This window comes from Ruegeria sp. C6, assembly GCF_056537625.1.
This window is the reverse complement of sequence record NZ_JBQFRW010000008.1, coordinates 39,541-58,506: the sequence shown is the minus strand read 5'-3', so window position 1 is coordinate 58,506 and position 18,966 is coordinate 39,541. Positions and strand designations below refer to the sequence as shown.

Annotated in this window: 17 protein-coding genes; 14 read left to right on the top strand and 3 right to left on the bottom strand. The window is 56.6% G+C overall.

Annotation, left to right across the window (positions count from 1 at the left end; translation table 11 throughout):
• Positions 1–1,596: a GMC family oxidoreductase N-terminal domain-containing protein gene (locus ACR0MJ_RS18975; protein ID WP_170402106.1), complete on the top strand. Its 1,596-nt coding sequence runs from the start codon at positions 1–3 to the stop codon at positions 1,594–1,596.
• A 327-nt stretch (positions 1,597–1,923) separates the two neighbouring features.
• Here ACR0MJ_RS18975 and ACR0MJ_RS18970 read toward each other — a convergent pair whose 3' ends face one another.
• A complete protein-coding gene (locus tag ACR0MJ_RS18970) occupies positions 1,924–2,541 on the bottom strand; it encodes a TetR/AcrR family transcriptional regulator (RefSeq protein ID WP_170402103.1) in 618 nt (205 codons plus the stop codon).
• 101 nt (positions 2,542–2,642) lie between these two features.
• On the opposite strand from ACR0MJ_RS18970, the gene ACR0MJ_RS18965 reads away from it, so the two are divergent.
• Genes ACR0MJ_RS18965 through ACR0MJ_RS18950 form a run of 4 tightly spaced genes read left to right on the top strand, consistent with a single transcriptional unit; the run spans position 2,643 to position 8,194 of the window.
• Positions 2,643–3,791, top strand: a complete 1,149-nt coding sequence (locus tag ACR0MJ_RS18965) for an efflux RND transporter periplasmic adaptor subunit (RefSeq protein WP_480762190.1) — start codon at positions 2,643–2,645, stop codon at positions 3,789–3,791.
• A 3-nt stretch (positions 3,792–3,794) separates the two neighbouring features.
• On the top strand, positions 3,795–6,923 hold the full coding sequence (locus ACR0MJ_RS18960; protein ID WP_480762189.1) for an efflux RND transporter permease subunit: 3,129 nt from the start codon (positions 3,795–3,797) through the stop codon (positions 6,921–6,923).
• On the top strand, positions 6,920–7,339 hold the full coding sequence (locus ACR0MJ_RS18955; RefSeq protein WP_480706937.1) for a DUF2141 domain-containing protein: 420 nt from the start codon (positions 6,920–6,922) through the stop codon (positions 7,337–7,339). Before ACR0MJ_RS18960 ends, ACR0MJ_RS18955 begins: the two co-directional genes overlap by 4 nt.
• Before the next feature lie 6 nt (positions 7,340–7,345).
• Complete coding sequence (locus ACR0MJ_RS18950) at positions 7,346–8,194, top strand: ABC transporter six-transmembrane domain-containing protein (RefSeq protein ID WP_170512798.1); 849 nt, start codon at positions 7,346–7,348, stop codon at positions 8,192–8,194.
• 127 nt (positions 8,195–8,321) lie between these two features.
• Here the strand turns inward: ACR0MJ_RS18950 and ACR0MJ_RS18945 are convergent, their stop codons facing one another.
• Complete coding sequence (locus ACR0MJ_RS18945; protein WP_480762188.1) at positions 8,322–9,599, bottom strand: tetratricopeptide repeat protein; 1,278 nt, start codon at positions 9,597–9,599, stop codon at positions 8,322–8,324.
• Between the two features lie 241 nt (positions 9,600–9,840).
• Here ACR0MJ_RS18945 and ACR0MJ_RS18940 point away from each other — a divergent pair, with 241 nt between their 5' ends.
• The gene (locus tag ACR0MJ_RS18940) at positions 9,841–10,185 is read left to right on the top strand and encodes an adenylate/guanylate cyclase domain-containing protein (protein ID WP_480762187.1); all 345 of its coding nucleotides are present in this window, start codon (positions 9,841–9,843) and stop codon (positions 10,183–10,185) included.
• Positions 10,186–10,281: 96 nt separating this feature from the next.
• On the opposite strand, the gene ACR0MJ_RS18935 is transcribed toward ACR0MJ_RS18940, so the two are convergent.
• Positions 10,282–10,494 carry a hypothetical protein gene (locus ACR0MJ_RS18935; RefSeq protein WP_170402087.1) on the bottom strand — a complete coding sequence of 71 codons (213 nt, stop codon included), beginning with the start codon at positions 10,492–10,494 and terminating at the stop codon, positions 10,282–10,284.
• Between ACR0MJ_RS18935 and ACR0MJ_RS18930 the strand changes: the two genes are divergently transcribed.
• From ACR0MJ_RS18930 to ACR0MJ_RS18895, 8 genes are all read left to right on the top strand, one after another.
• Positions 10,471–11,586: an MHYT domain-containing protein gene (locus ACR0MJ_RS18930; protein ID WP_170735722.1), complete on the top strand. Its 1,116-nt coding sequence runs from the start codon at positions 10,471–10,473 to the stop codon at positions 11,584–11,586. The genes ACR0MJ_RS18935 and ACR0MJ_RS18930 overlap by 24 nt on opposite strands.
• 111 nt (positions 11,587–11,697) lie before the next feature.
• Complete coding sequence (locus tag ACR0MJ_RS18925) at positions 11,698–12,552, top strand: FAD binding domain-containing protein (RefSeq protein ID WP_170512792.1); 855 nt, start codon at positions 11,698–11,700, stop codon at positions 12,550–12,552.
• A gap of 12 nt (positions 12,553–12,564) precedes the next feature.
• A complete protein-coding gene (locus ACR0MJ_RS18920) occupies positions 12,565–13,059 on the top strand; it encodes a (2Fe-2S)-binding protein (protein WP_170392521.1) in 495 nt (164 codons plus the stop codon).
• Positions 13,056–15,485: an aerobic carbon-monoxide dehydrogenase large subunit gene (locus ACR0MJ_RS18915; RefSeq protein ID WP_480762186.1), complete on the top strand. Its 2,430-nt coding sequence runs from the start codon at positions 13,056–13,058 to the stop codon at positions 15,483–15,485. The genes ACR0MJ_RS18920 and ACR0MJ_RS18915 overlap by 4 nt, the downstream gene beginning before the upstream one ends.
• 46 nt (positions 15,486–15,531) lie before the next feature.
• Positions 15,532–16,407: an AAA family ATPase gene (locus ACR0MJ_RS18910; RefSeq protein WP_170392519.1), complete on the top strand. Its 876-nt coding sequence runs from the start codon at positions 15,532–15,534 to the stop codon at positions 16,405–16,407.
• On the top strand, positions 16,404–17,585 hold the full coding sequence (locus tag ACR0MJ_RS18905) for a VWA domain-containing protein (protein WP_170402076.1): 1,182 nt from the start codon (positions 16,404–16,406) through the stop codon (positions 17,583–17,585). The genes ACR0MJ_RS18910 and ACR0MJ_RS18905 overlap by 4 nt, the downstream gene beginning before the upstream one ends.
• Positions 17,582–18,364: an XdhC family protein gene (locus ACR0MJ_RS18900; RefSeq protein ID WP_170402073.1), complete on the top strand. Its 783-nt coding sequence runs from the start codon at positions 17,582–17,584 to the stop codon at positions 18,362–18,364. The genes ACR0MJ_RS18905 and ACR0MJ_RS18900 overlap by 4 nt, the downstream gene beginning before the upstream one ends.
• Positions 18,357–18,965, top strand: a complete 609-nt coding sequence (locus ACR0MJ_RS18895; RefSeq protein WP_480762185.1) for a nucleotidyltransferase family protein — start codon at positions 18,357–18,359, stop codon at positions 18,963–18,965. The genes ACR0MJ_RS18900 and ACR0MJ_RS18895 overlap by 8 nt, the downstream gene beginning before the upstream one ends.
• The last annotated feature ends 1 nt before the right edge of the window (position 18,966 follow it).

The window sequence follows — 18,966 nt, the reverse complement described above, 5'->3', positions numbered from 1 at the left end:
ATGGAGGTGGATTATGCAGTTGTTGGCGCAGGATCGTCGGGCTGTGTCATTGCCAATCGGTTGAGCGCAGACCCCAACACAACTGTTGCGCTGCTCGAAGCAGGTGGCCGCGATACCAACCCGTGGATTCACATCCCCGTCGGCTATTTCAAAACGATGCATAACCCCTCGGTTGACTGGTGCTATCGCACTGAGCCCGACCCCGGCCTTAACGGTCGATCCATCGACTGGCCACGGGGCAAGGTACTGGGTGGCTCATCTTCGCTGAACGGGTTGCTCTATGTGCGTGGCCAGAAGGAAGATTACGACCGCTGGCGGCAAATGGGCAACGAGGGTTGGGGCTGGGACGATGTGCTACCCCTGTTCAAACGCTGTGAGGATCAAGAACGCGGCGAGGATGAATATCATGGCGTCGATGGCCCCTTGTCAGTGTCCAACATGCGCATTCAGCGCCCGATCTGCGATGCCTGGGTCGCAGCAGCACAGGCCGCCGGTTACCCGTTCAACCCAGATTATAACGGGGCCGAGCAAGAAGGCGTGGGTTACTTCCAACTGACCACGCGCAATGGGCGCCGCTGTAGCGCCGCCGTCGCCTATCTCAAGCCCATTCGCGGTCGTCAGAACCTCAACATCATCACCAAAGCGCTTGTGTCGCGTGTGGTTCTGGATGGGAAAAAAGTAACCGGGCTGGTCTACCGGGATCGTTCTGGTAACGAGCAGACACTGACTGTTCGGCGCGAGGTCATCCTGTCCGGCGGGGCGATCAACTCTCCCCAAATCCTGATGTTGTCAGGGATCGGAGAGCCGGATCATCTAAAGGAAAATGGTATCAAACCGCTGCACGCCCTGCCGGGTGTTGGCAAAGGTCTTCAGGATCACTTGCAGGCGCGGCTGGTGTTCAAATGCAATGAGCCCACACTGAATGACGAAGTTCGCAGCCTCTTCAATCAGGCGCGAATCGCGCTGAAATATGCACTATTTCGTGCGGGTCCGATGACAATGGCCGCCAGCCTTGCGACTGGTTTCATGAAAACCCGGCCCGATGTTGAGACGCCCGACATTCAGTTCCACGTGCAACCCTGGTCCGCCGACAGCCCAGGCGAAGGTGTGCATCCGTTTTCGGCCTTCACGATGTCGGTCTGCCAACTGCGTCCGGAAAGTCGGGGAGAGCTGCGCCTGAACGGACCGGACCCATCCGAACATGTCAAGATCATCCCGAACTATCTGTCCACTGAAACGGACTGCCGAACCATTGTCGACGGCGTGAACATCGCGCGCGGGATTGCCAAACAAAACCCTCTGGCCTCGAAGATATCAGAAGAGTTTCGACCAACGGCAGAGCTGAGCTGCGAAGATTATGAAGGCACTCTGGATTGGGCCAGATCGAACAGCGTGTCGATCTACCACCCAACCGGCACCTGCGCGATGGGGAACGCCGAGACGTCTGTTGTCGACGCAAGACTAAAGGTACACGGTATTTCGAACCTGCGGGTGGCTGATTGTTCGATCATGCCGGAAATCGTCAGCGGCAACACCAACGCACCAGCGATCATGATTGGCGAAAAGGCAAGCGACCTGATAAAGGCGGATGCTTGAGAAATCTGCCATCGTATCTGATCGCCTGATCCCTACAGTATCAATAGATCAGTGCGTCAATCGCATCAAAAACGATCTGGCGCTGTGCCGGTGGTTGGAATCTGCATGCGCTTTGCCACCGCTTTGTCTTGTGACTAAACGAAGTCTGGTAACCGAACCTCGGATGATATTGCGTTAGCCAATAGTCCTAACTGCAATTCCAACTTTCTTTTGACCTCCCGCGCGTTTCGGCCGGCTCAAAGTCGATCTTTGCTGCCTACATGAATGTCTCAGGCAGTTCCCTTTGGCTGACATTCACGAAATCCAAAACGACACGCTACCCACGTGCTAATGACGTGCCAGCAAGGAACTCATAATAAAGTCTTCAGCGCACACAATGATCCCGGTCATAGGCATTTCTGACAGTACACTACGATATGCACTACCTTCCAGAACTTCGATCACCAGTTGTGACGCCTGAAGGGGATCCGGAACGGTGCGCAATTCACCGCCAGTAATTCCTCGCTTCACTACGGCTTCCAGGGCCTCAGTCAAACTCGATCGGTTCTCGACGAACAGCTGCGCGATGTCCGGTTGACGAACTGCTTCGCTCGAAATTTCCAACGTGAGAATAACGTTTTCCGGCGCAGCAAGGTATTTTGCGTAGGCCTTGATGAACTTTCTTATGACTTTGGGCGCGGGCGCATCTGAGTTCAGGATTTTCAGAAACGGCTCCATCTCGCGGCGTTCAAGTATTGCGATTTCTACAAGCACATCATGTTTGCCGCGAAAATGATTATAGAGATTTCCAAGGCTGACGCCCGCCCGCGCCGCGATATCGCGGACACCGGTCTGATGATAGCCGCGCTCAAGGAAACACATAACTGCGGCCTCCAAAATCTGGTTGCGACGCTTGGCTGTTGCCTTTTCCCGGATTGATTCCGGCTTCCTGGTGTCTTCGGACATTTTTTCAACTTAATATTGAACGAACGATCGTTCATAGTATATGACACTCTATCGAATGCCACAAGGTGCAATGGATTCGGCGGCACAGGAAAGACTGGTCTATGACAGACAAAACTTTGGAAACTCGGCAAAGACCGACCCGGCGGTGGCTTTGGATTGGACTATCGTTGGCACTGTTTGTAGCGATCGCCATCCTCCTGTTTGATACAGAAGATACAATTGATGTTCAGGCAACAACGACCTCACCTCCGCCACCGACCGTCTCGGTCGTCACAGTTGCTTCAGCAACCGTACAAGCGCGGGTTTCGGCGTTTGCCGAAGTTCGGCCTCGGTGGGATGCCAAGCTGCGATCTGCTGTGTCCGGGCGCATCATTGCAGTGCACAACGCTGCTTTGGCAGGGACTAAGGTGGAACGGGGTGCCCCTTTGTTTTCAATCGAAAATGCACCTTATCAAAGCGCCGTTGCAGCCGCTGAGATGGAGCTTGAGCAAGCGGAACTGGCGTTATTGCGCGCGCAGAACAAAGTGACAGTCGCGCAACGACAGTTTGACCGGGATGAAACAGAACCGCCAAACGAACTGGCTGTGAATCTGCCGCAATTGCGCATTGCCGAGAAATCCGTTGCAGCTGCGCAGGCACGGCTGAATGCGGCGCGAAATGAACTGAAGGACGCGGAGGTTGTCGCCCCTTTTTCGGGATTTGTAACCCATCGCTTTGCCAGTCTGGGCCAGACGGTCAACCCAGGCGATGCCCTGATACACCTTTCGGACGACCAGCAATTCGAACTGGTCGCCGAGTTTAGTCAGGCGGACTGGGCGTTGTTGGATCATCCGATCTCTGGCGCCACTGCTGATCTGACACAGCGCTCGGGCGGAGCGTTGGGGCGGGCTCAAGTCCGGCGTGGAGGAGGGTTTCTGGATCAAGACACACGGCAGGTGCGGGTCTTTCTGGATGTCACAAAGCCCGATGAACGCATACTCGCCGGAGACTTCCTGCAGGTTCACATACCCGGACGCCGGATCTCGGACACATTAACCCTACCCGAAAGCGTCCTGACCCGTGCGGGATACATTTGGCTTGTAGACGATAAGGACCAATTGCAGAGGCTTAGCCCGAACATCCTGTTCCGCAGCGAAGGTACAGTGACGGTATCGGCCCCCGAAGGGACCGGCCCGTGGCGCGTGGGCAAAACACCTTTGGCCTCGTTTCTACCGGGTCAGCGGGTGACGCCGCAATCAGATGGTGGCTGAGCCATGCACGCTCTGACTTCCTGGTTTATTCGAAATCCGGTCGCTGCCAATTTGTTGATGGCGCTGATCCTATTTCTTGGGGTGCAAACGCTGCTGAACATTCGGATCGAAGGCTTCCCCCGCATTCCGCCGGAAAGTGTTACAATCGCGATTGAGTTTCCGGACGCCACAGCCGAACAGGTTGATGAATTGGTGACCCAGAAAGTTGAGCAGGCCCTCGAAGGTTTGGAGGGCGTGCGTAGTGTGACATCACGATCCCAAAATGACCTAAGTGTCGTGACTGTCCGCCGCGCAGGTGGCCAGAAACTACAAGCCGTCCTGGATCGTGTACGTATTCGGATCGACGGTTTGACTGATCTGCCTGATACTGCGCGCCGACCCGTGATCGAAGCCTCGGGTTTCGATTTCCCGGCGCTGTATCTGAACTTGTTCGGAGAAACAGACCCCGCCACATTGCAGAGCTTGGCGCAACGCCTGAAAGAAGAGTTGCTGGCGCAACCGGAATTGTCGCGGCTGCAAATCTGGGGCCTGATACCGCGGGAATTGCGCATCGAAATCGACCCGGCGTTGCTGCGCCACTATGGGTTGACGGTTTCGGATGTGACCCGTGCGATCGAAGGGAATTCGCTGGCCTTTCAGGCAGGTCGTCTGAGGACCGATGGCGGTACGATTTATCTGCGGGCCGATGACAGGGCGAAATACGTGCCGGAATACGCAGCTCTGCCGATTATCGAACGTGACGACGGGTCCTATGTGCCTTTGGGCGATATTGCCAAAATCGAAGACGGGTTTCAGAACGGCGAGTACTTGTTTCGCCTGAACGGCAAACCAACCGTAGGGATGGAGGTTCTGGTCGGGCAGAAGGAGAACCTGCTGGAGATCAGTGATGTCGTGCGCAGCACGGTTGACGAGTTCAGCCGACAGCTGCCGTCGCAGGTACAGGTCGAGGTTTGGGGTGATAGCGCTGGCTACATCTCGGACCGTCTGGCGCTGTTGCGCTCAAACGGGGTGCAGGGTTTGATCCTTGTGACCCTGATGCTGTCGATTTTCCTGAACGTGCGTTTGGCCTTCTGGGTTGCCATGGGCATTCCCGTTTCGGTCATGGGGGCGCTTGCTGTCTCGGGCTCGAAATGGGTGGACTATTCGCTGAACGATGTCACGACTTTTGGTCTGATCATTGCCTTGGGAATTCTGGTCGATGATGCCGTTGTAGTCGGCGAAAGCGTTTTTGAAGAACGCCGCAAGGGGAAGGACCCGATTAGGGACACGGAACGCGGCGTGCATCGCGTGGCTGTTGCGACCGTCTTTGGCGTGCTGACCACAATCGCAGCCTTTTTCCCGATGCTGTTGATCGACAATCCGCTGGGCAAGGTACTTGCCGGGTTCGCGGGCATCGTGATCCTGACGCTGATCTTTTCGCTTATCGAAAGCAAATTCATCCTGCCCGCCCATCTGGCGCAGGTTTCGATGCGGCAAGAGCGTCGATACTTGCCGACCCGCTTGTGGGGGCGGGTACAGGATTCTGCGCAGGGCGGGTTGTACTGGGTGCGGGATTGCATCTACCAGCCTTTGCTCGTCGCGGCGGTGCGTCAGCGCTACGCCGTGCTGATCTTGTTCATTGCCGCCGCAACGCTGGGGCTTGGCCTGATGTACAAGGGCGAGGTCAGGACGGTGTTCTTTCCCGAGGTGCCCGGTCAGGTCATCACGATGAACCTGGAAATGGATGCCCGCTCCCCCTTTGCACTGACCCGCACGAACGTGAATCGGATCGAAGCCGTGTTGAACGAGCTGAACGTCGAGCTTGCAGAAGAGGCGAGCATGTCTGCTCCACCCGTTCAGACAGTATTCACCATCATCAACAGCGCTGGAAATGCGCAAATTTTCGCTGAAATGATCCCGGTAGCTGAGCGTCCGAATGTCCCGATCCTTTCTGTGGTCCGCGAATGGCGCGACCGGGTCGGTGCGGTCGAGGGCGCCACCGAGTTGGAGTTCACCGGATCGGAAACGCTTGCCGGAGGGTTCCGAATCCGGTTGGCGTCAAAAGACGAAGATCTTCTGCAGCAAGCCAGCGCTGAAATGAAAGGTTTCCTGTCGAACATCGAGGGCGTGGCAAATGTAAGGGATGGGTTGGTGGGCGGCCAACCTGAACTGAAACTCCGCCTGCGCCCGGACGCGCGGCACCTTGGTTTTAACGCCGAGGCTCTGGCCAGACAGATTGGCTATGGGTTCGGCGGGGCCGAGGTGACCAAGGTCAGACGCGATGGGTCCGAAGTCCGCGTAGTCGTACAGAACGCGCGTGAAAACCGCGATACGTTGGCGGATCTGGTGCAGACCCGGTTGCGCAGCGCATCCGGCGCCTGGGTGCCGCTTGAGACCGTCGCCGAAATCGAGGGCACCTATGCCTCTGGCACTATCGATCGCCGTGACGGCAAGCGCATGAACATCGTAGCCGCGTCCATCGACCGCGACCTTGTTGCTCCCGAAGAGGTGGGGCAGGCGGTGTTCGAGCAGCTGGTCCCGAAACTCCGTGCCAAATATCCCAGCGTAACCGTCCTGCCGGCCGGTGAACTGGAAGAGATGGCCGATATAAGCGATGGCCTGAAGCGCGCGCTGTTGCTGGCAGCCGTTCTGATCTATGTGCTGATGGCCGTGCCGTTGAAAAGCTATTGGCAGCCTTTCGTCATTCTGGCCATCGTGCCATTCGGCTTTATCGCAGCCGCCGTCGGGCACCTGATCATGGATGTCTCGCTGTCGCTGTTTTCGTTCTTCGGCATGCTTGCTCTGACCGGTGTGATTGTGAACGACAGTCTGGTCATGATCACCCGCTACAATCAGGCGCGAGAGGAAGGTCAGCCCGTGAATCTGGCGCTGAGAAGCGCAGGCATTGGACGTTTCAAGGCGATCTTTCTGACCACCGCAACTACAGTGATTGGTCTGCTGCCTTTGCTGACCGAAACCTCTGAGCAAGCGCAGTATCTGATCCCTGCGGCAATCTCTTTAGCTTTTGGAGAACTCTTCGGCACAGCCCTCATGCTGCTGTTGGTGCCGGTACTGATCGCCATCACCGAGGATGTCATTGCCATTTTCAAGTCACCCCTTCCGCAGCCTTCTGAAGAAAGGACAAAGCCATGATACGGAACCTTCTAGCCCCTGCGTTCGCCGTGGTAACGCTTGCGACACCGGCCTCCGCCGAGGGTCTGAATGTGACTGTGGACGGCATCCGCAACGCCAACGGCAACATCGTGATCCTTGTATTCGATAACGCGCGCGCCTTTGACAGTTTGGATGTCTGGAGCGCCATTGACTACGCCCAGATTCCGTCACGTAAAGGCAGCGTCAGCCATGAGTTTTCTGACCTGAACGCGGGCCCATACGCTGTACTGCTGTTTCATGACGAAAACAAGGACGATGACCTGAACATGACTGAGACGAAACTGTTGGAGGGGCTGGGTTCAACAGGTGCCTCAGACCCTCAGGACGAGCCGGATTTCAAGGCTGCCTCGGTCTGGCCTGGCGATGTGCGTGTTCGCATTCACTATGATCAGTAATTCGACATGCTGACAGATCGAAAACTGACAATCGGCACGCTTCTGAGTGTGTTCCGCTGGCGCGTAGGGCTTACGTGGTTCCTGATCCTGGCTGAAACTGCCCTGACGGTTCTGATTCCGCTGTTCGTCGGCTTCGCCATAGATGGATTGCTGAGCGAAGATTTTGAGCCCTTTGTGCAGTTAGGTGCGCTCATGGTTGCCCTCACTATGATCAGCGTGATCCGGCGGATTTACGATACACGTGTCTACGGTATGATCCGTGTCGAATTGGGCAAGGCGCTTGCCGCGCGGTTTTCAAATCTTCCAATTTCGTCGCTGAACGCCCGGATCGGGATGGGGCGCGAACTGGCCGACTTTCTTGAAGAGATCCTGCCCTCGGCAATCGCGGGGGTGGTGCAGTTCGTCGTATCAGCAATTTTGCTGTTTTACTTCTCGCCAGTTCTGGCCCTGTCTGCCTGTGGGGTTCTTGTCGGAATGATATCTGTATACGCTCTGTTTCATTCGACGTTTTGGCAATGGAACCGTGCGCTGAATGAGCAAATGGAGCATCAGGTCAGTGTTCTGGAACAACGACGTGACCGTCCGGTTTTCGTCCACCTGAGTAAACTGCGCCGGTTCGAAGTAAAGCTCTCGGATACCGAAGCCGTTCTTTATGGCGTAATCTTCATTCTGTTAATAGGTCTGCTCCTATTCAACCTGTGGTTCGCGACCCAAAACCTGGATGCGACACCGGGCATGATATTTTCGATTATCAGCTATTCATGGGAGTTTGCGGAAGCCGCACTTGCTTTGCCCGTCACCTTACAATCCTGGTCTCGCCTGTCAGAAATTACGACCAGGTTGCAGAGCGATTGATCAGGCTTGCATACCATAAATGGCGTGATACGGGATTTGTAATCAGGAAGTAACCAGTCCATTCCGGTCGTGCGCAGCCTAGCTAAAGGAGGGGTAAGAAGAGCTGATAAACTAGAGCTTTGTGAATTCAGACAAAGCCTGCAACGGGCGCATTATGACTGAAGATCGGGCGTCGCGCTGTAATCGTTCGATGAGCTTCTTGAATATGGCCGGATTTCAATAGCAGATTCAGGTAAGTCAGCTCCAAAAGGTCACGCTGTGCGCGGCTGCCACCCAGACGAGCGTGATCTGCCATGACCGGTGTCAGCTGTTGCAGCGCATCCGTCCAATCTTGTCGCGCAATCGCGCCCCACGCACGGGCCACCGGGCGAACAAGATCTGACGCAAAACCCAAGCTTGTTTCGGTCAGAACCGCAAGGCGTTCTCCTTCCCCTGCCATTGCATGAGCCAGTGCGCCATGTATGTCTGCAAAACTCATGCCTGGGTTTGGAAAAAACCGTGATGCGTATTCACTCAGGTCGCGCCAAAGTTTGGGCGCAACTGTTAGACCCGCAATCTCAGTGCGGTGCAAAAGTGCAGCAGCATCGGTTAGAATATTTATCGGCAACGAATAGGACGCTGCGGGTGCGATAGCCCCCTCGTAAATCGTCCATAGCTCAGCCTCATCCCCTTGCTCCAAGGCCCACAGAGCGCGATGCCAACTTAAGTGGCCGTGCAATACCGAGCGCACATCATAATCCGCGATCCAGTCGGCAAGGTATGCGCGACCGGCCTCTCCATAACCTTGCTCGTAGAGTGTGTGCGCTTTGAAGTGTGACGCGTTTGCATTGGCGTTGTTCAAAGCGAGCGAGCCGTCCATCATGGACATGGCCTCATCAAGCCGCCCAACTTCGCACAGCGCCTGACCGTGTACGCTCATAACCCACCAGTCTTCGCCCAAGGCATCAAATAATTTGGTCGTGTAGGCAAGTTGCGTGCTTTCCCGACCAGGCTCACCCGATGTCCCAATCAAACCAAAAATGTTGGTACAGATCTGCGCGACAAGGACATCGCGGGGGTGATGAGCAGCGTGCTTCAGAACTGCGCTTCGTGCCTGTGAAACACGTCCCTGAAGCAAGAGATCGAATACCGCGAGATGACCCTCCTCGCGCTCAGTCAACCCAGATGCGCAGGCGCGGGCCGACGCCATTGCCTCTTGAGCGCCAGACATATCGTTTTCATACATTCGAGCTCGAGCAAGCCCAACGTGACCGAGGGCGAAGCCGGGATCGGCCGTGATGGCGGCGGAAAAAGCTTCGCTTGCACCAAACGTTGCTGCAAGGATGTGATCAAGCCCCGCGACGTAGGCGTCCCGCGCCTCTGGCAGGCTGGTCGTCAACGTCAGTCCATATCGGTCAACCAGCATCTCCAAACTCCCACTTTCGTCAGCATACTCAAACGTGCGTGCTCGCAACTGCCCAACGCTAGCACAAAAAGCGAAACCATAAGCACTATTGTGGATAATCGATTGCTATAAGGATCGAACCATCGGTTAACGGGCTGGCCTTCTGGCCTTCACTGCTGATTGAAATGATATTGATTGAACCAAGCGTGCCTCATAGCCTTTCTTTGCCAATAGGGTTGTCCTAACGAGGCACAGCGATGAGGTGCACATTGCCTACCAAGTATATGGCGATGGCTTTCTTGCTACGTTTGACGGACCCGGCCAGGCGATCCATCGTGGCAAGGCGATTGGCGATGCCATTTCCAAGCTGAATCTGGAAGTTCGCTTAGGGGGTCACACAGGCGAGGTCGAAGTTTCTGCGGATGATGTGCGCGGAATTGCCATTAACATTGCAGCGCGTATCTCAGAATTGGGCGGAGGCGGCGACATCGTCGTTTCCAGAACAGTAAAAGATCTGGTGGCTGGGTCCGGTCTGGACTTCGAAAGTCTTGGAACAAAAGAACTGAAGGGCTTATCCGAAGACTGGCAAGTTTATAAAGCGGTCTAAAGGCATCTCTAGCCATTCCCCCCAACAGCTTTCGGAAGTCACAAATTAAACATCAAATGATGACGGCGGGAGGGGTCGGGCAGATCTTCATTAGCCTTAAATTGTGGTTTTCACCCAATCAATATGAACGGCGGATTTGGCCTCAAAGCCGCCGAATAGCAGCATGCTAGCCACCTCGGCACGAATGCTTCGGAGCTGGGCATCGCCTAATGTGTAACCGCTCTTTGAACGTCCGACATCGTTGATCCATTTGCCAAACGCATACTTTTTAGCCAATTTGCGACAATGGAGTTTCTCGACGTCAGCCACAACAGTTTCCTCGTCGCCATGTCCTGCATCGTTGCCTTCGTGGCAGGGTTTACAGGATTGTCGATGACGCGAGATCTTTCGACGAAGCCGGTCTTTGAAAAGAAGGCCTCGGTGGCTCTTGCGGCTGTTTCGCTTGGCGGTGGAATCTGGGCCATGCACTTCGTGGCCATGCTCGGGCTTCAGATGCCGATCCTGTTCTATTACGACGCTGCAATCACACTTGTGTCTGCCCTTGTCGCGATCCTGCTCGTCGGGGCTGCGCTTATTCTGTTGCATTTCACCGAACGCAACCGCGCCACGATTGCGATGGCAGGAGGCGTTGTTGGGTTGGGCATCTTGGCGATGCACTATATTGGCATGGCTGGCTTGGAGCTTTGCCGGGCAGTGTATACGCCCAGTGGCGTCATCTTGTCCTCGATTGCTGCAATAGCGCTTTGTATGCTGGCTTTCGCGATTGCCTACGGGCAGCGAACAAACAGAAACATTTTGCTGGGCACATTGTGTTTTGCAGTGGCGGTTTGCACCGTTCATTTTCTTGCTCTGGCGAGCACCCGTTTCGTCGCCGTGCCAAGTGGGGTTGAGTTTGGCCCGTTGATGAGCAACGAGACGCTGGCCATTGGCGTAATCCTGTTCAGTTTCATCATATTTGGTGCTTGCTTGTGGGTCAGCGTGACCTACCTGCCAGGACCTTCGAGGAAAGACCCGGAGCCAACAGAAGCGACCGTGGATGTAAAACCATTGCTGCAAATTCCTTGCGAACGGGATGGCGGAAAGGTCTTCATCTCTGCCGAAGATGTTCTGTTTTTGCGCGCGGATGGGCACTACACCCAAGTTTACACCGAAACGGATCGGTTGTTTTGTGTCTGGCCAGTGACCGAGGCCGCCAAGCGATTGGTGCCCACCGGATTTCTCCAGACCCACCGCAGCTACCTTGTCAATCCTCAGCGCGTGGCGCGGTTTGAGCGTACCAAGGATAAGGGTCGATGCCTGTTCGACGGGGATGGTTTGCCACCCGCGCCGGTCAGTCGATCCAAACTCAAGACGGTTCAGGATGCGCTTGCATCGCAGGTGGGCGCAATTCGTGCGACCTAGGGCGCATTTCGTGCAAAATACCTGTTTTTTGTTGATTTACTGAAGCGTCGCCATCCAAGCGCATGCAGTGATCCTTTCAGCCAGAACATTTGCTTGAAGGGAGGAGAGCCGATGATTCCAGCGGCATTCGAATACTACAGACCCAAGGACATGGCCGGTGTGCTGTCGATCCTGGAAGAGCATGGCGATGATGCCCGCGTCATGGCCGGTGGGCACAGCCTGATTCCGATGATGAAGCTGCGGATGGCGGATGTGCCGCATCTGATCGATCTTCAGGATGTTGGCGGCATGTCTGATATCGAGATCGGAGGTGACAGTATCCGCATCGGTGCGATGGTCACCCAGCACGCGATTATTGATCACGACGCACTGGCTGACGCCGCTCCGATTCTGCGCGAAGCTGCCCTTCAGATCGCAGACCCGCAAGTCCGATACATGGGTACAGTTGGTGGCAACGTGGCCAATGGCGACCCTGGCAATGACATGCCCGGCCTGATGCAGTGCCTGAATGCGCGTTTCACTGTCGAGGGTCCTGACGGGGAACGCGACATCGCTGCCCGCGAGTTTTACGAAGCCGCCTACATGACCGCTCGGGAAGACGAAGAAGTGTTGACGGCAGTCACCATCCCAACGCCGCATGGCGGTTACGCCTATGAAAAACAAAAGCGCAAGATTGGTGATTATGCTACCGCTGCTGCTGCAGTCCAGATCGTGAAAGAAGGTGGCACCTGTGCCTCCGCCTCGATTGCAATGACCAATCTGAGCGACACACCGGTCTTTTCCGAGGCGGCTGGGGCCGCTCTGGTTGGCACCGGCGTCGATGCAAATGCCATTAAGACCGCTGTGGCCGCCATGCTCGGTGATATTGACCCCACCGAAGACAACCGCGGCCCCGTCGCTTTCAAAAAACACGTGGCAGGTATCATTCTGACCCGCGCCATTGAGCGCGCCTGGTCGCGTGCGTGAGGAGATCGTCCGATGTCAAAGAAACAACACTACAAGATCACGGTGAACGGCAAGGAAGAGGAATTCCTTGCCGAGCCACGCGAACTTCTCATCTACACGCTGCGCGAGCGGCTCAACATCACCGGCCCGCATATTGGCTGCGAGACTTCCCATTGTGGCGCTTGCACCGTCACCATTGATGGCAAATCAGTCAAGTCCTGCACCATGTTCGTGGCGCAGGCCGATGGCAAGGATATCACAACCATCGAAGGCATCGGTGGGCCTGACGCGCTGCACCCGCTGCAAGAGGCGTTTAAGGAACATCACGGGCTGCAATGCGGCTATTGCACACCGGGCATGATCACACGTGCGGCAAAGTTGCTCGAAGAGAACCCGAACCCGTCCGAGGAAGAGATCCGTTTTGGCATGGCAGGTAATATCTGCCGCTGTACCGGGTATCAGAACATCGTGAAGTCCATCAAAGCCGCAGCGGCCGAGATGAATGCAGCCAAGGAGGCGGCCCAATGAATGACATGACACCAGATCGTGAGGAACGCACCGCGAACCTCAAGGGCATGGGCTGTTCGCGCAAAAGGGTGGAAGATGCCCGCTTTACTCAAGGCAAGGGCAACTACGTCGATGACGTGAAGCTTGACGGGATGCTCTTTGGAGATTTCGTCCGCTCTCCCTACGCTCACGCACGGATCACCAACATCGATACGGCGGCAGCGCTTGAAGTGCCCGGCGTTCTCGCTGTGCTGACCGCCAAGGACCTTGAACCGCTCGGCCTCCATTGGATGCCGACGCTGGCCGGCGACAAGCAAATGGTTCTGGCCGATGGCAAGGTTCTGTTTCAAGGCCAGGAAGTGGCGTTTGTGGTGGCCGAAGACCGCTATGCGGCGGCAGATGGAATCGAGGCCGTCGAAGTCGAATACGAAGAGCTTGAGGTTCTGGTCGATCCGTTCAAGGCGATGGAATCAGAGATAGTTCTGCGTGAAGACACCGTGGGCGAGGATGGCAAACCAATCGATGGAGCACATGGTCCTCGAAAGCATCACAACCACATCTTCACGTGGGAAGCGGGCGACAAGGATCCAACATTCGAGACAATCGACAATGCCGAGGTCGTTGCCGAAGAGACCATGTATTACCACCGTACGCACCCATGCCCACTGGAAACCTGCGGCTGCGTCGCCTCAATGGACAAGGTCAATGGCAAGCTGACTCTTTGGGGCACGTTCCAGGCACCTCATGCTATCCGCACTGTGGTCAGCCTGATTTCCGGGATCGAGGAACACAATATCCGTGTGATCTCTCCCGATATTGGCGGCGGGTTTGGTAATAAGGTTGGGGCCTATCCGGGCTATGTGTGTTCGGTCGTCGCCTCCATCGTCACCGGCAAGCCGGTAAAGTGGATCGAAGACCGGATGGACAATCTGATGACCACCGCCTTTGCCCGCGACTATTGGATGAAGGGCCGCATTTCTGCCACCAAGGACGGCAAGATCACCGGGTTGCATTGCCATGTGACAGCGGACCATGGTGGATTTGACGCCTGCGCCGACCCAACCAAATTCCCGGCGGGTTTCATGAATATCTGCACCGGATCTTACGACATCCCGACTGCATTCCTTGAGGTTGATGGCGTCTACACCAACAAAGCGCCGGGCGGGGTCAGCTACCGTTGTTCCTTCCGCGTGACAGAGGCGGTTTATTTCATCGAACGGATGATCGAGGTGCTGGCGATCGAGTTGAACATGGACGCGGCAGATTTGCGCCGGATCAACTTCATCAAGAAAGAGCAATTCCCTTATCAGGCTGCGCTTGGCTGGGAATATGACTCTGGCGATTATCACACTGCCTGGGACAAAGCGCTCAGCACGGTCGACTACGAGGGATTGCGCAAGGAACAGGCCGAGCGTGTAGAGGCGTTCAAACGGGGCGAAACGCGCAAGCTCATGGGAATCGGTCTCAGTTTCTTCACTGAGATCGTGGGTGCCGGCCCAGTGAAGAATTGCGATATCCTGGGTCTCGGCATGTTCGATAGCTGCGAAATTCGCATCCATCCAACGGGCTCTGCAATTGCACGGCTTGGAACGATTTCGCAGGGGCAAGGCCACGCGACGACATTCGCACAGATACTGGCCTCCGAGATCGGATTACCTGCCGATAGCATCACCATCGAAGAGGGTGACACCGATACCGCGCCCTATGGTCTGGGCACCTACGGCTCGCGCTCGACCCCGGTTGCCGGGGCGGCTACGGCCATGGCTGGCCGCAAGATCCGCGCCAAGGCGCAAATGATCGCGGCCTATCTGTTGGAAGTGCATGACGATGACGTCGAGTTCGACGTCGACCGTTTCGTGGTCAAAGGAGCGCCCGAGCGGTTCAAGACCATGAAAGAAATCGCGTTCGCCGCCTACAATCAGGCCATTCCAGGGATTGAGCCAGGGCTTGAAGCGGTCAGCTACTATGACCCGCCGAACATGACTTATCCGTTCGGTGCCTATGTCTGCGTGATGGATATTGATGTGGATACAGGCGTGCCAGACATCCGCCGCTTCTACGCGCTGGACGATTGCGGTACCCGGATCAACCCGATGATCATCGAAGGACAGGTGCATGGCGGCCTGACCGAAGCACTCGCCGTCGCTTTGGGCCAGGAAATCGCCTATGACGATCAGGGCAACGTGAAGACGGGCACGCTGATGGATTTCTTCCTGCCGACTGCATGGGAGGTTCCGAATTACGAGACCGACTACACCGTCACGCCGTCGCCACATCATCCCATCGGTGCGAAGGGCGTGGGCGAAAGTCCGCATGTGGGCGGGGTGCCATGCTTCTCCAACGCGGTGCAGGATGCGTTCCGGGCCTTTGGTCTGCGGCATACCAACATGCCACATGATCACTGGCGGATCTGGAAGACCGCCAATGAGCTTGGCCTGCATGGCTAAAGGCGAAAGGCAGGGCGGAGACGTTCCGCTCTGCCCGGAGACACACATGACCTGGACCGATTTACAATCCGCTCTTGAAGGGCAGGGCTATGTCGCATCCGACGACCTAGCAGTTGCTCTCCATTTGGCGCTGACGTTGGAGCGGCCCCTTCTTCTGGAGGGCGCCGCGGGCGTAGGTAAGACAGAGGTCGCGCGCACCCTGAGCGATGCGCGCGACACTAAATTGCTCCGACTGCAATGCTATGAGGGGCTCGACGCCGCGCAGGCCATCTACGAATGGAACTACCAGCGGCAATTGCTGACGATCCGCGCCGCCGCCGAAGATGGTGAGACGGGCAAAAGCGTTGAGGAGCGTATTTTTTCCCGTGATTTCCTGTTGGAACGCCCTCTATTGGCCGCCATTACCCAGGACACGCCGCCTGTTTTGTTGATTGACGAAATTGACCGCGCTGATGTGGAATTCGAAGCCTACTTGCTGGAAGTTCTGGCCGACTATCAAGTGACTGTGCCAGAACTCGGCACCATCACGGCCTCTAGTAAGCCGATCGTGATCCTGACATCAAACGGCACACGCGATCTATCCGATGCACTGCGTCGTCGCTGCCTTTACACCTATGTCGATTATCCGGACCGACAGACAGAACTTGCAATCCTCAAAGCCCGCTGCCCTGCGATTGAGGCGCGTCTTGGCGCGCAAGTCGTAGGCTTTGTACAAAAGCTTCGCGAGGAGGAACTGGAAAAGACACCCGGCATCGCTGAGATGCTCGATTTTGCTGCCGCCTTGATGGGACTTGGGATTGCGGATCTGACCAACGATCCAACCGTGTTGCACTCCACCTTAACCACGCTGCTGAAAACTCAAAGCGATCAGGCACAGATCACCGCCGAAGTCGCGGCCCGTATCGCGGGGAAGGCCGCATGAGCCGGGTTTCCAAATTTGCGGCGCGTGATCCGGGGCCAGCGGCCCGTGTCGCCGGGTTCATTGCGCATTTGCGCCAGAACGGCCTGCGCCTAGGTGTGGCAGAGGCAGAGCTTGCCTTGCTTGCCCTCGGCGAGGTCAATGCCGTTGTCCCGAATGAAAGCCGTCGCGCGTTACGGGCCATCTGCACAGGATGCAAGGATGAGGCCGAACGGTTCGACAGCCTCTTCGATAGTTTTTGGATGGATTCCGGTCGGGTGAAGCAAAGGGCCGTGCCCAAAGCGCAGTCTGCGCTCAGCGATGACGTGCATTCCTCTCGTCAAGCCAAGGGTCAGGATATGGGCGCATCGGGCAGCGCCATCGCTCCTGATTCCGGTGACGGCGAGGCCGACAGCGACGGCACCGGTAAACTTATCGCAACTCAGCAACGCAATCTCAGCCGCCGCGATCTGCGTGATCTGGTCCGCGCGGATGATATCGCAGAGGCCGAAGCAGTTGCGCGTCGCATCGGTGCCGCTTTGCGCGACCGACGTTCGCGCCGTCGGATCGCCGCCCGCAAAGGCGACCGCCTGCATTTTCGCAAGACCATTCGCCTGAGCCTTGCGACAGGAGGGGAACCTCTGCAGCTCTTGCGCAAGTCTCGCCCAGATCGCAGCCGCAAAATCGTAGCGCTTTGCGATGTATCGGGATCGATGAGCGTCTATGCACAAGTTTTCCTTGCTTTTCTCGCTGGGCTGATGCGCGCTGACAAAGATGCCGACGCTTATCTTTTTCACACACGGCTGGTTCGCATCACTGAAGCATTGCGCGACAAAGACGCACTGCGTGCAATTGGTCGGATGTCGCTGATGGCAGATGGCTTCGGCGGTGGATCAAAGATCGGGCCATCGTTGCAACGCTTTGCCGATACCTATGCGCGGCGCTTTGTAGATGGCCGGTCTGTCGTAGTGATCCTGTCGGACGGCTATGATACCGAGCCACCCGCAATCCTGGCAGCAGCGCTTGAGAAGCTGAGAAAACGCGGCTGTAAGATCATCTGGCTCAATCCATTGAAGGGCTGGAGCGACTACGCGCCCGTAGCTGGCGGAATGGCTGCGGCCTTGCCTTATCTCGACCTTTTTCAACCGGCCAACACCCTTGCCGATCTTGCCGCCCTGGAACCAAAATTGGTGACGCTATGAGTCCGGCAGAGATCCTAGACACGGACCTTGCCGATGCGGCACAAGACCTGCGTGACCGGCAAGAACCTTTCGCCTTCGCGACAATCGTGCGCACTGCGGGGGCGACGGCGGCCAAGCCGGGTGCTAAAGCGCTGCTCAGCGCGGACGGGACAATCCTGCATGGATGGCTTGGTGGCGGATGCACGCGTGGCGCGGTCAAACGCGCTGCGGTAGAGGCTTTGCGCGCCGGTCAGCCGCAACTGGTTTCTGTCGCGCCCGAGGAACTCCTGGAAGAAATGGGCGTGATAGCGGGGGATGAGATCGACGGGACGCGCTTTGCGCGCAATGGTTGCCCGTCAAAAGGCACCGTCGACATTTTTATCGAGCCCTGTTTGCCAATGCCCGAACTTGTCGTGCTTGGCGCATCCCCTGTGGCCCAAGCGCTTGGTTCCCTGGCACCGCAATTCCACTGGTCGGTTTCTGGCACCACGTCGACTGATACGACGTGCAATCGACGACGCTTCGTTGTCATTGCGACGCAAGGCCAAGGAGATTTGGACGCGCTCAAATCCGTACTGACAGATTTGCCCGACTATGTTGCCTTCGTCGGAAGCGCTCGGAAATTCGCGACACTGGCTGAAAAACTAAAGACCGCCGGCATAACGCCCGAGGCCATCAACACCGTCCACGCCCCGGCGGGTCTGGACCTGGGGGCGGTCACGCCCGAGGAAATAGCGCTGTCGATCCTTGCGCAGTTAGTACGTGTCAGACGGCAGACTGTGGGGCTTGCCGATGGCTGATGTTGCCGCGATCCTTCTGGCCGCCGGTCTTTCCCGGCGCATGGGGGCGCAAAACAAGCTGCTGTTACCAATAGACGGCGTACCGATGATCCGCCGTGTAGCCATGGCTTACTTAGGCGCCATTGATACTGACCTGACGGTGGTAACAGGATATGAGGCGAGCGCCGTGCGCCGGGCATTATCAGGGCTAGCTGTTTCTTTGGTTCACAATGCAAACTTCACCAGCGGCCAGCAGAGCTCGGTTGCCACGGGATTGCATTGTGCACCTGACGCCCATCTGCTTCTGATCGGCTTGGGTGATCAGCCGCTATTGACCACTCAGGATCTGCAAGATCTGATTGCCGCTCACGTTGCAGGTGATGCGACTAAAGTGACGATACCTGTCCATAACGGCGCACGAGGCAATCCAATTACTATCCCGCAGCTATTGCGCCGGAGATTGCTGGAAAACCCCGCACGCCCCGGCTGCTTGGGCTTCACGCGCGATCATCCCGAACATGTACAAGCCGCTACGCTGCCATCGCCAGGGTTCTACATCGATGTCGATACCCTGGATGACTATGCGACCCATTTGGAAACCGCGAAGGAGCCATTCTCATGAG

What these genes read in the sequence shown, in the direction of transcription:
- ACR0MJ_RS18975 (WP_170402106.1), top strand. Translation starts at nt 1, where the DNA reads ATGGAGGTGGATTATGCAGTTGTTGGCGCAGGATCGTCGGGCTGTGTC.
- ACR0MJ_RS18970 (WP_170402103.1), bottom strand. Translation starts at nt 2,541, where the DNA reads ATGTCCGAAGACACCAGGAAGCCGGAATCAATCCGGGAAAAGGCAACA.
- ACR0MJ_RS18965 (WP_480762190.1), top strand. Translation starts at nt 2,643, where the DNA reads ATGACAGACAAAACTTTGGAAACTCGGCAAAGACCGACCCGGCGGTGG.
- ACR0MJ_RS18960 (WP_480762189.1), top strand. Translation starts at nt 3,795, where the DNA reads ATGCACGCTCTGACTTCCTGGTTTATTCGAAATCCGGTCGCTGCCAAT.
- ACR0MJ_RS18955 (WP_480706937.1), top strand. Translation starts at nt 6,920, where the DNA reads ATGATACGGAACCTTCTAGCCCCTGCGTTCGCCGTGGTAACGCTTGCG.
- ACR0MJ_RS18950 (WP_170512798.1), top strand. Translation starts at nt 7,346, where the DNA reads ATGCTGACAGATCGAAAACTGACAATCGGCACGCTTCTGAGTGTGTTC.
- ACR0MJ_RS18945 (WP_480762188.1), bottom strand. Translation starts at nt 9,599, where the DNA reads ATGCTGGTTGACCGATATGGACTGACGTTGACGACCAGCCTGCCAGAG.
- ACR0MJ_RS18930 (WP_170735722.1), top strand. Translation starts at nt 10,471, where the DNA reads ATGGAGTTTCTCGACGTCAGCCACAACAGTTTCCTCGTCGCCATGTCC.
- ACR0MJ_RS18925 (WP_170512792.1), top strand. Translation starts at nt 11,698, where the DNA reads ATGATTCCAGCGGCATTCGAATACTACAGACCCAAGGACATGGCCGGT.
- ACR0MJ_RS18920 (WP_170392521.1), top strand. Translation starts at nt 12,565, where the DNA reads ATGTCAAAGAAACAACACTACAAGATCACGGTGAACGGCAAGGAAGAG.
- ACR0MJ_RS18915 (WP_480762186.1), top strand. Translation starts at nt 13,056, where the DNA reads ATGAATGACATGACACCAGATCGTGAGGAACGCACCGCGAACCTCAAG.
- ACR0MJ_RS18910 (WP_170392519.1), top strand. Translation starts at nt 15,532, where the DNA reads ATGACCTGGACCGATTTACAATCCGCTCTTGAAGGGCAGGGCTATGTC.
- ACR0MJ_RS18905 (WP_170402076.1), top strand. Translation starts at nt 16,404, where the DNA reads ATGAGCCGGGTTTCCAAATTTGCGGCGCGTGATCCGGGGCCAGCGGCC.
- ACR0MJ_RS18900 (WP_170402073.1), top strand. Translation starts at nt 17,582, where the DNA reads ATGAGTCCGGCAGAGATCCTAGACACGGACCTTGCCGATGCGGCACAA.
- ACR0MJ_RS18895 (WP_480762185.1), top strand. Translation starts at nt 18,357, where the DNA reads ATGGCTGATGTTGCCGCGATCCTTCTGGCCGCCGGTCTTTCCCGGCGC.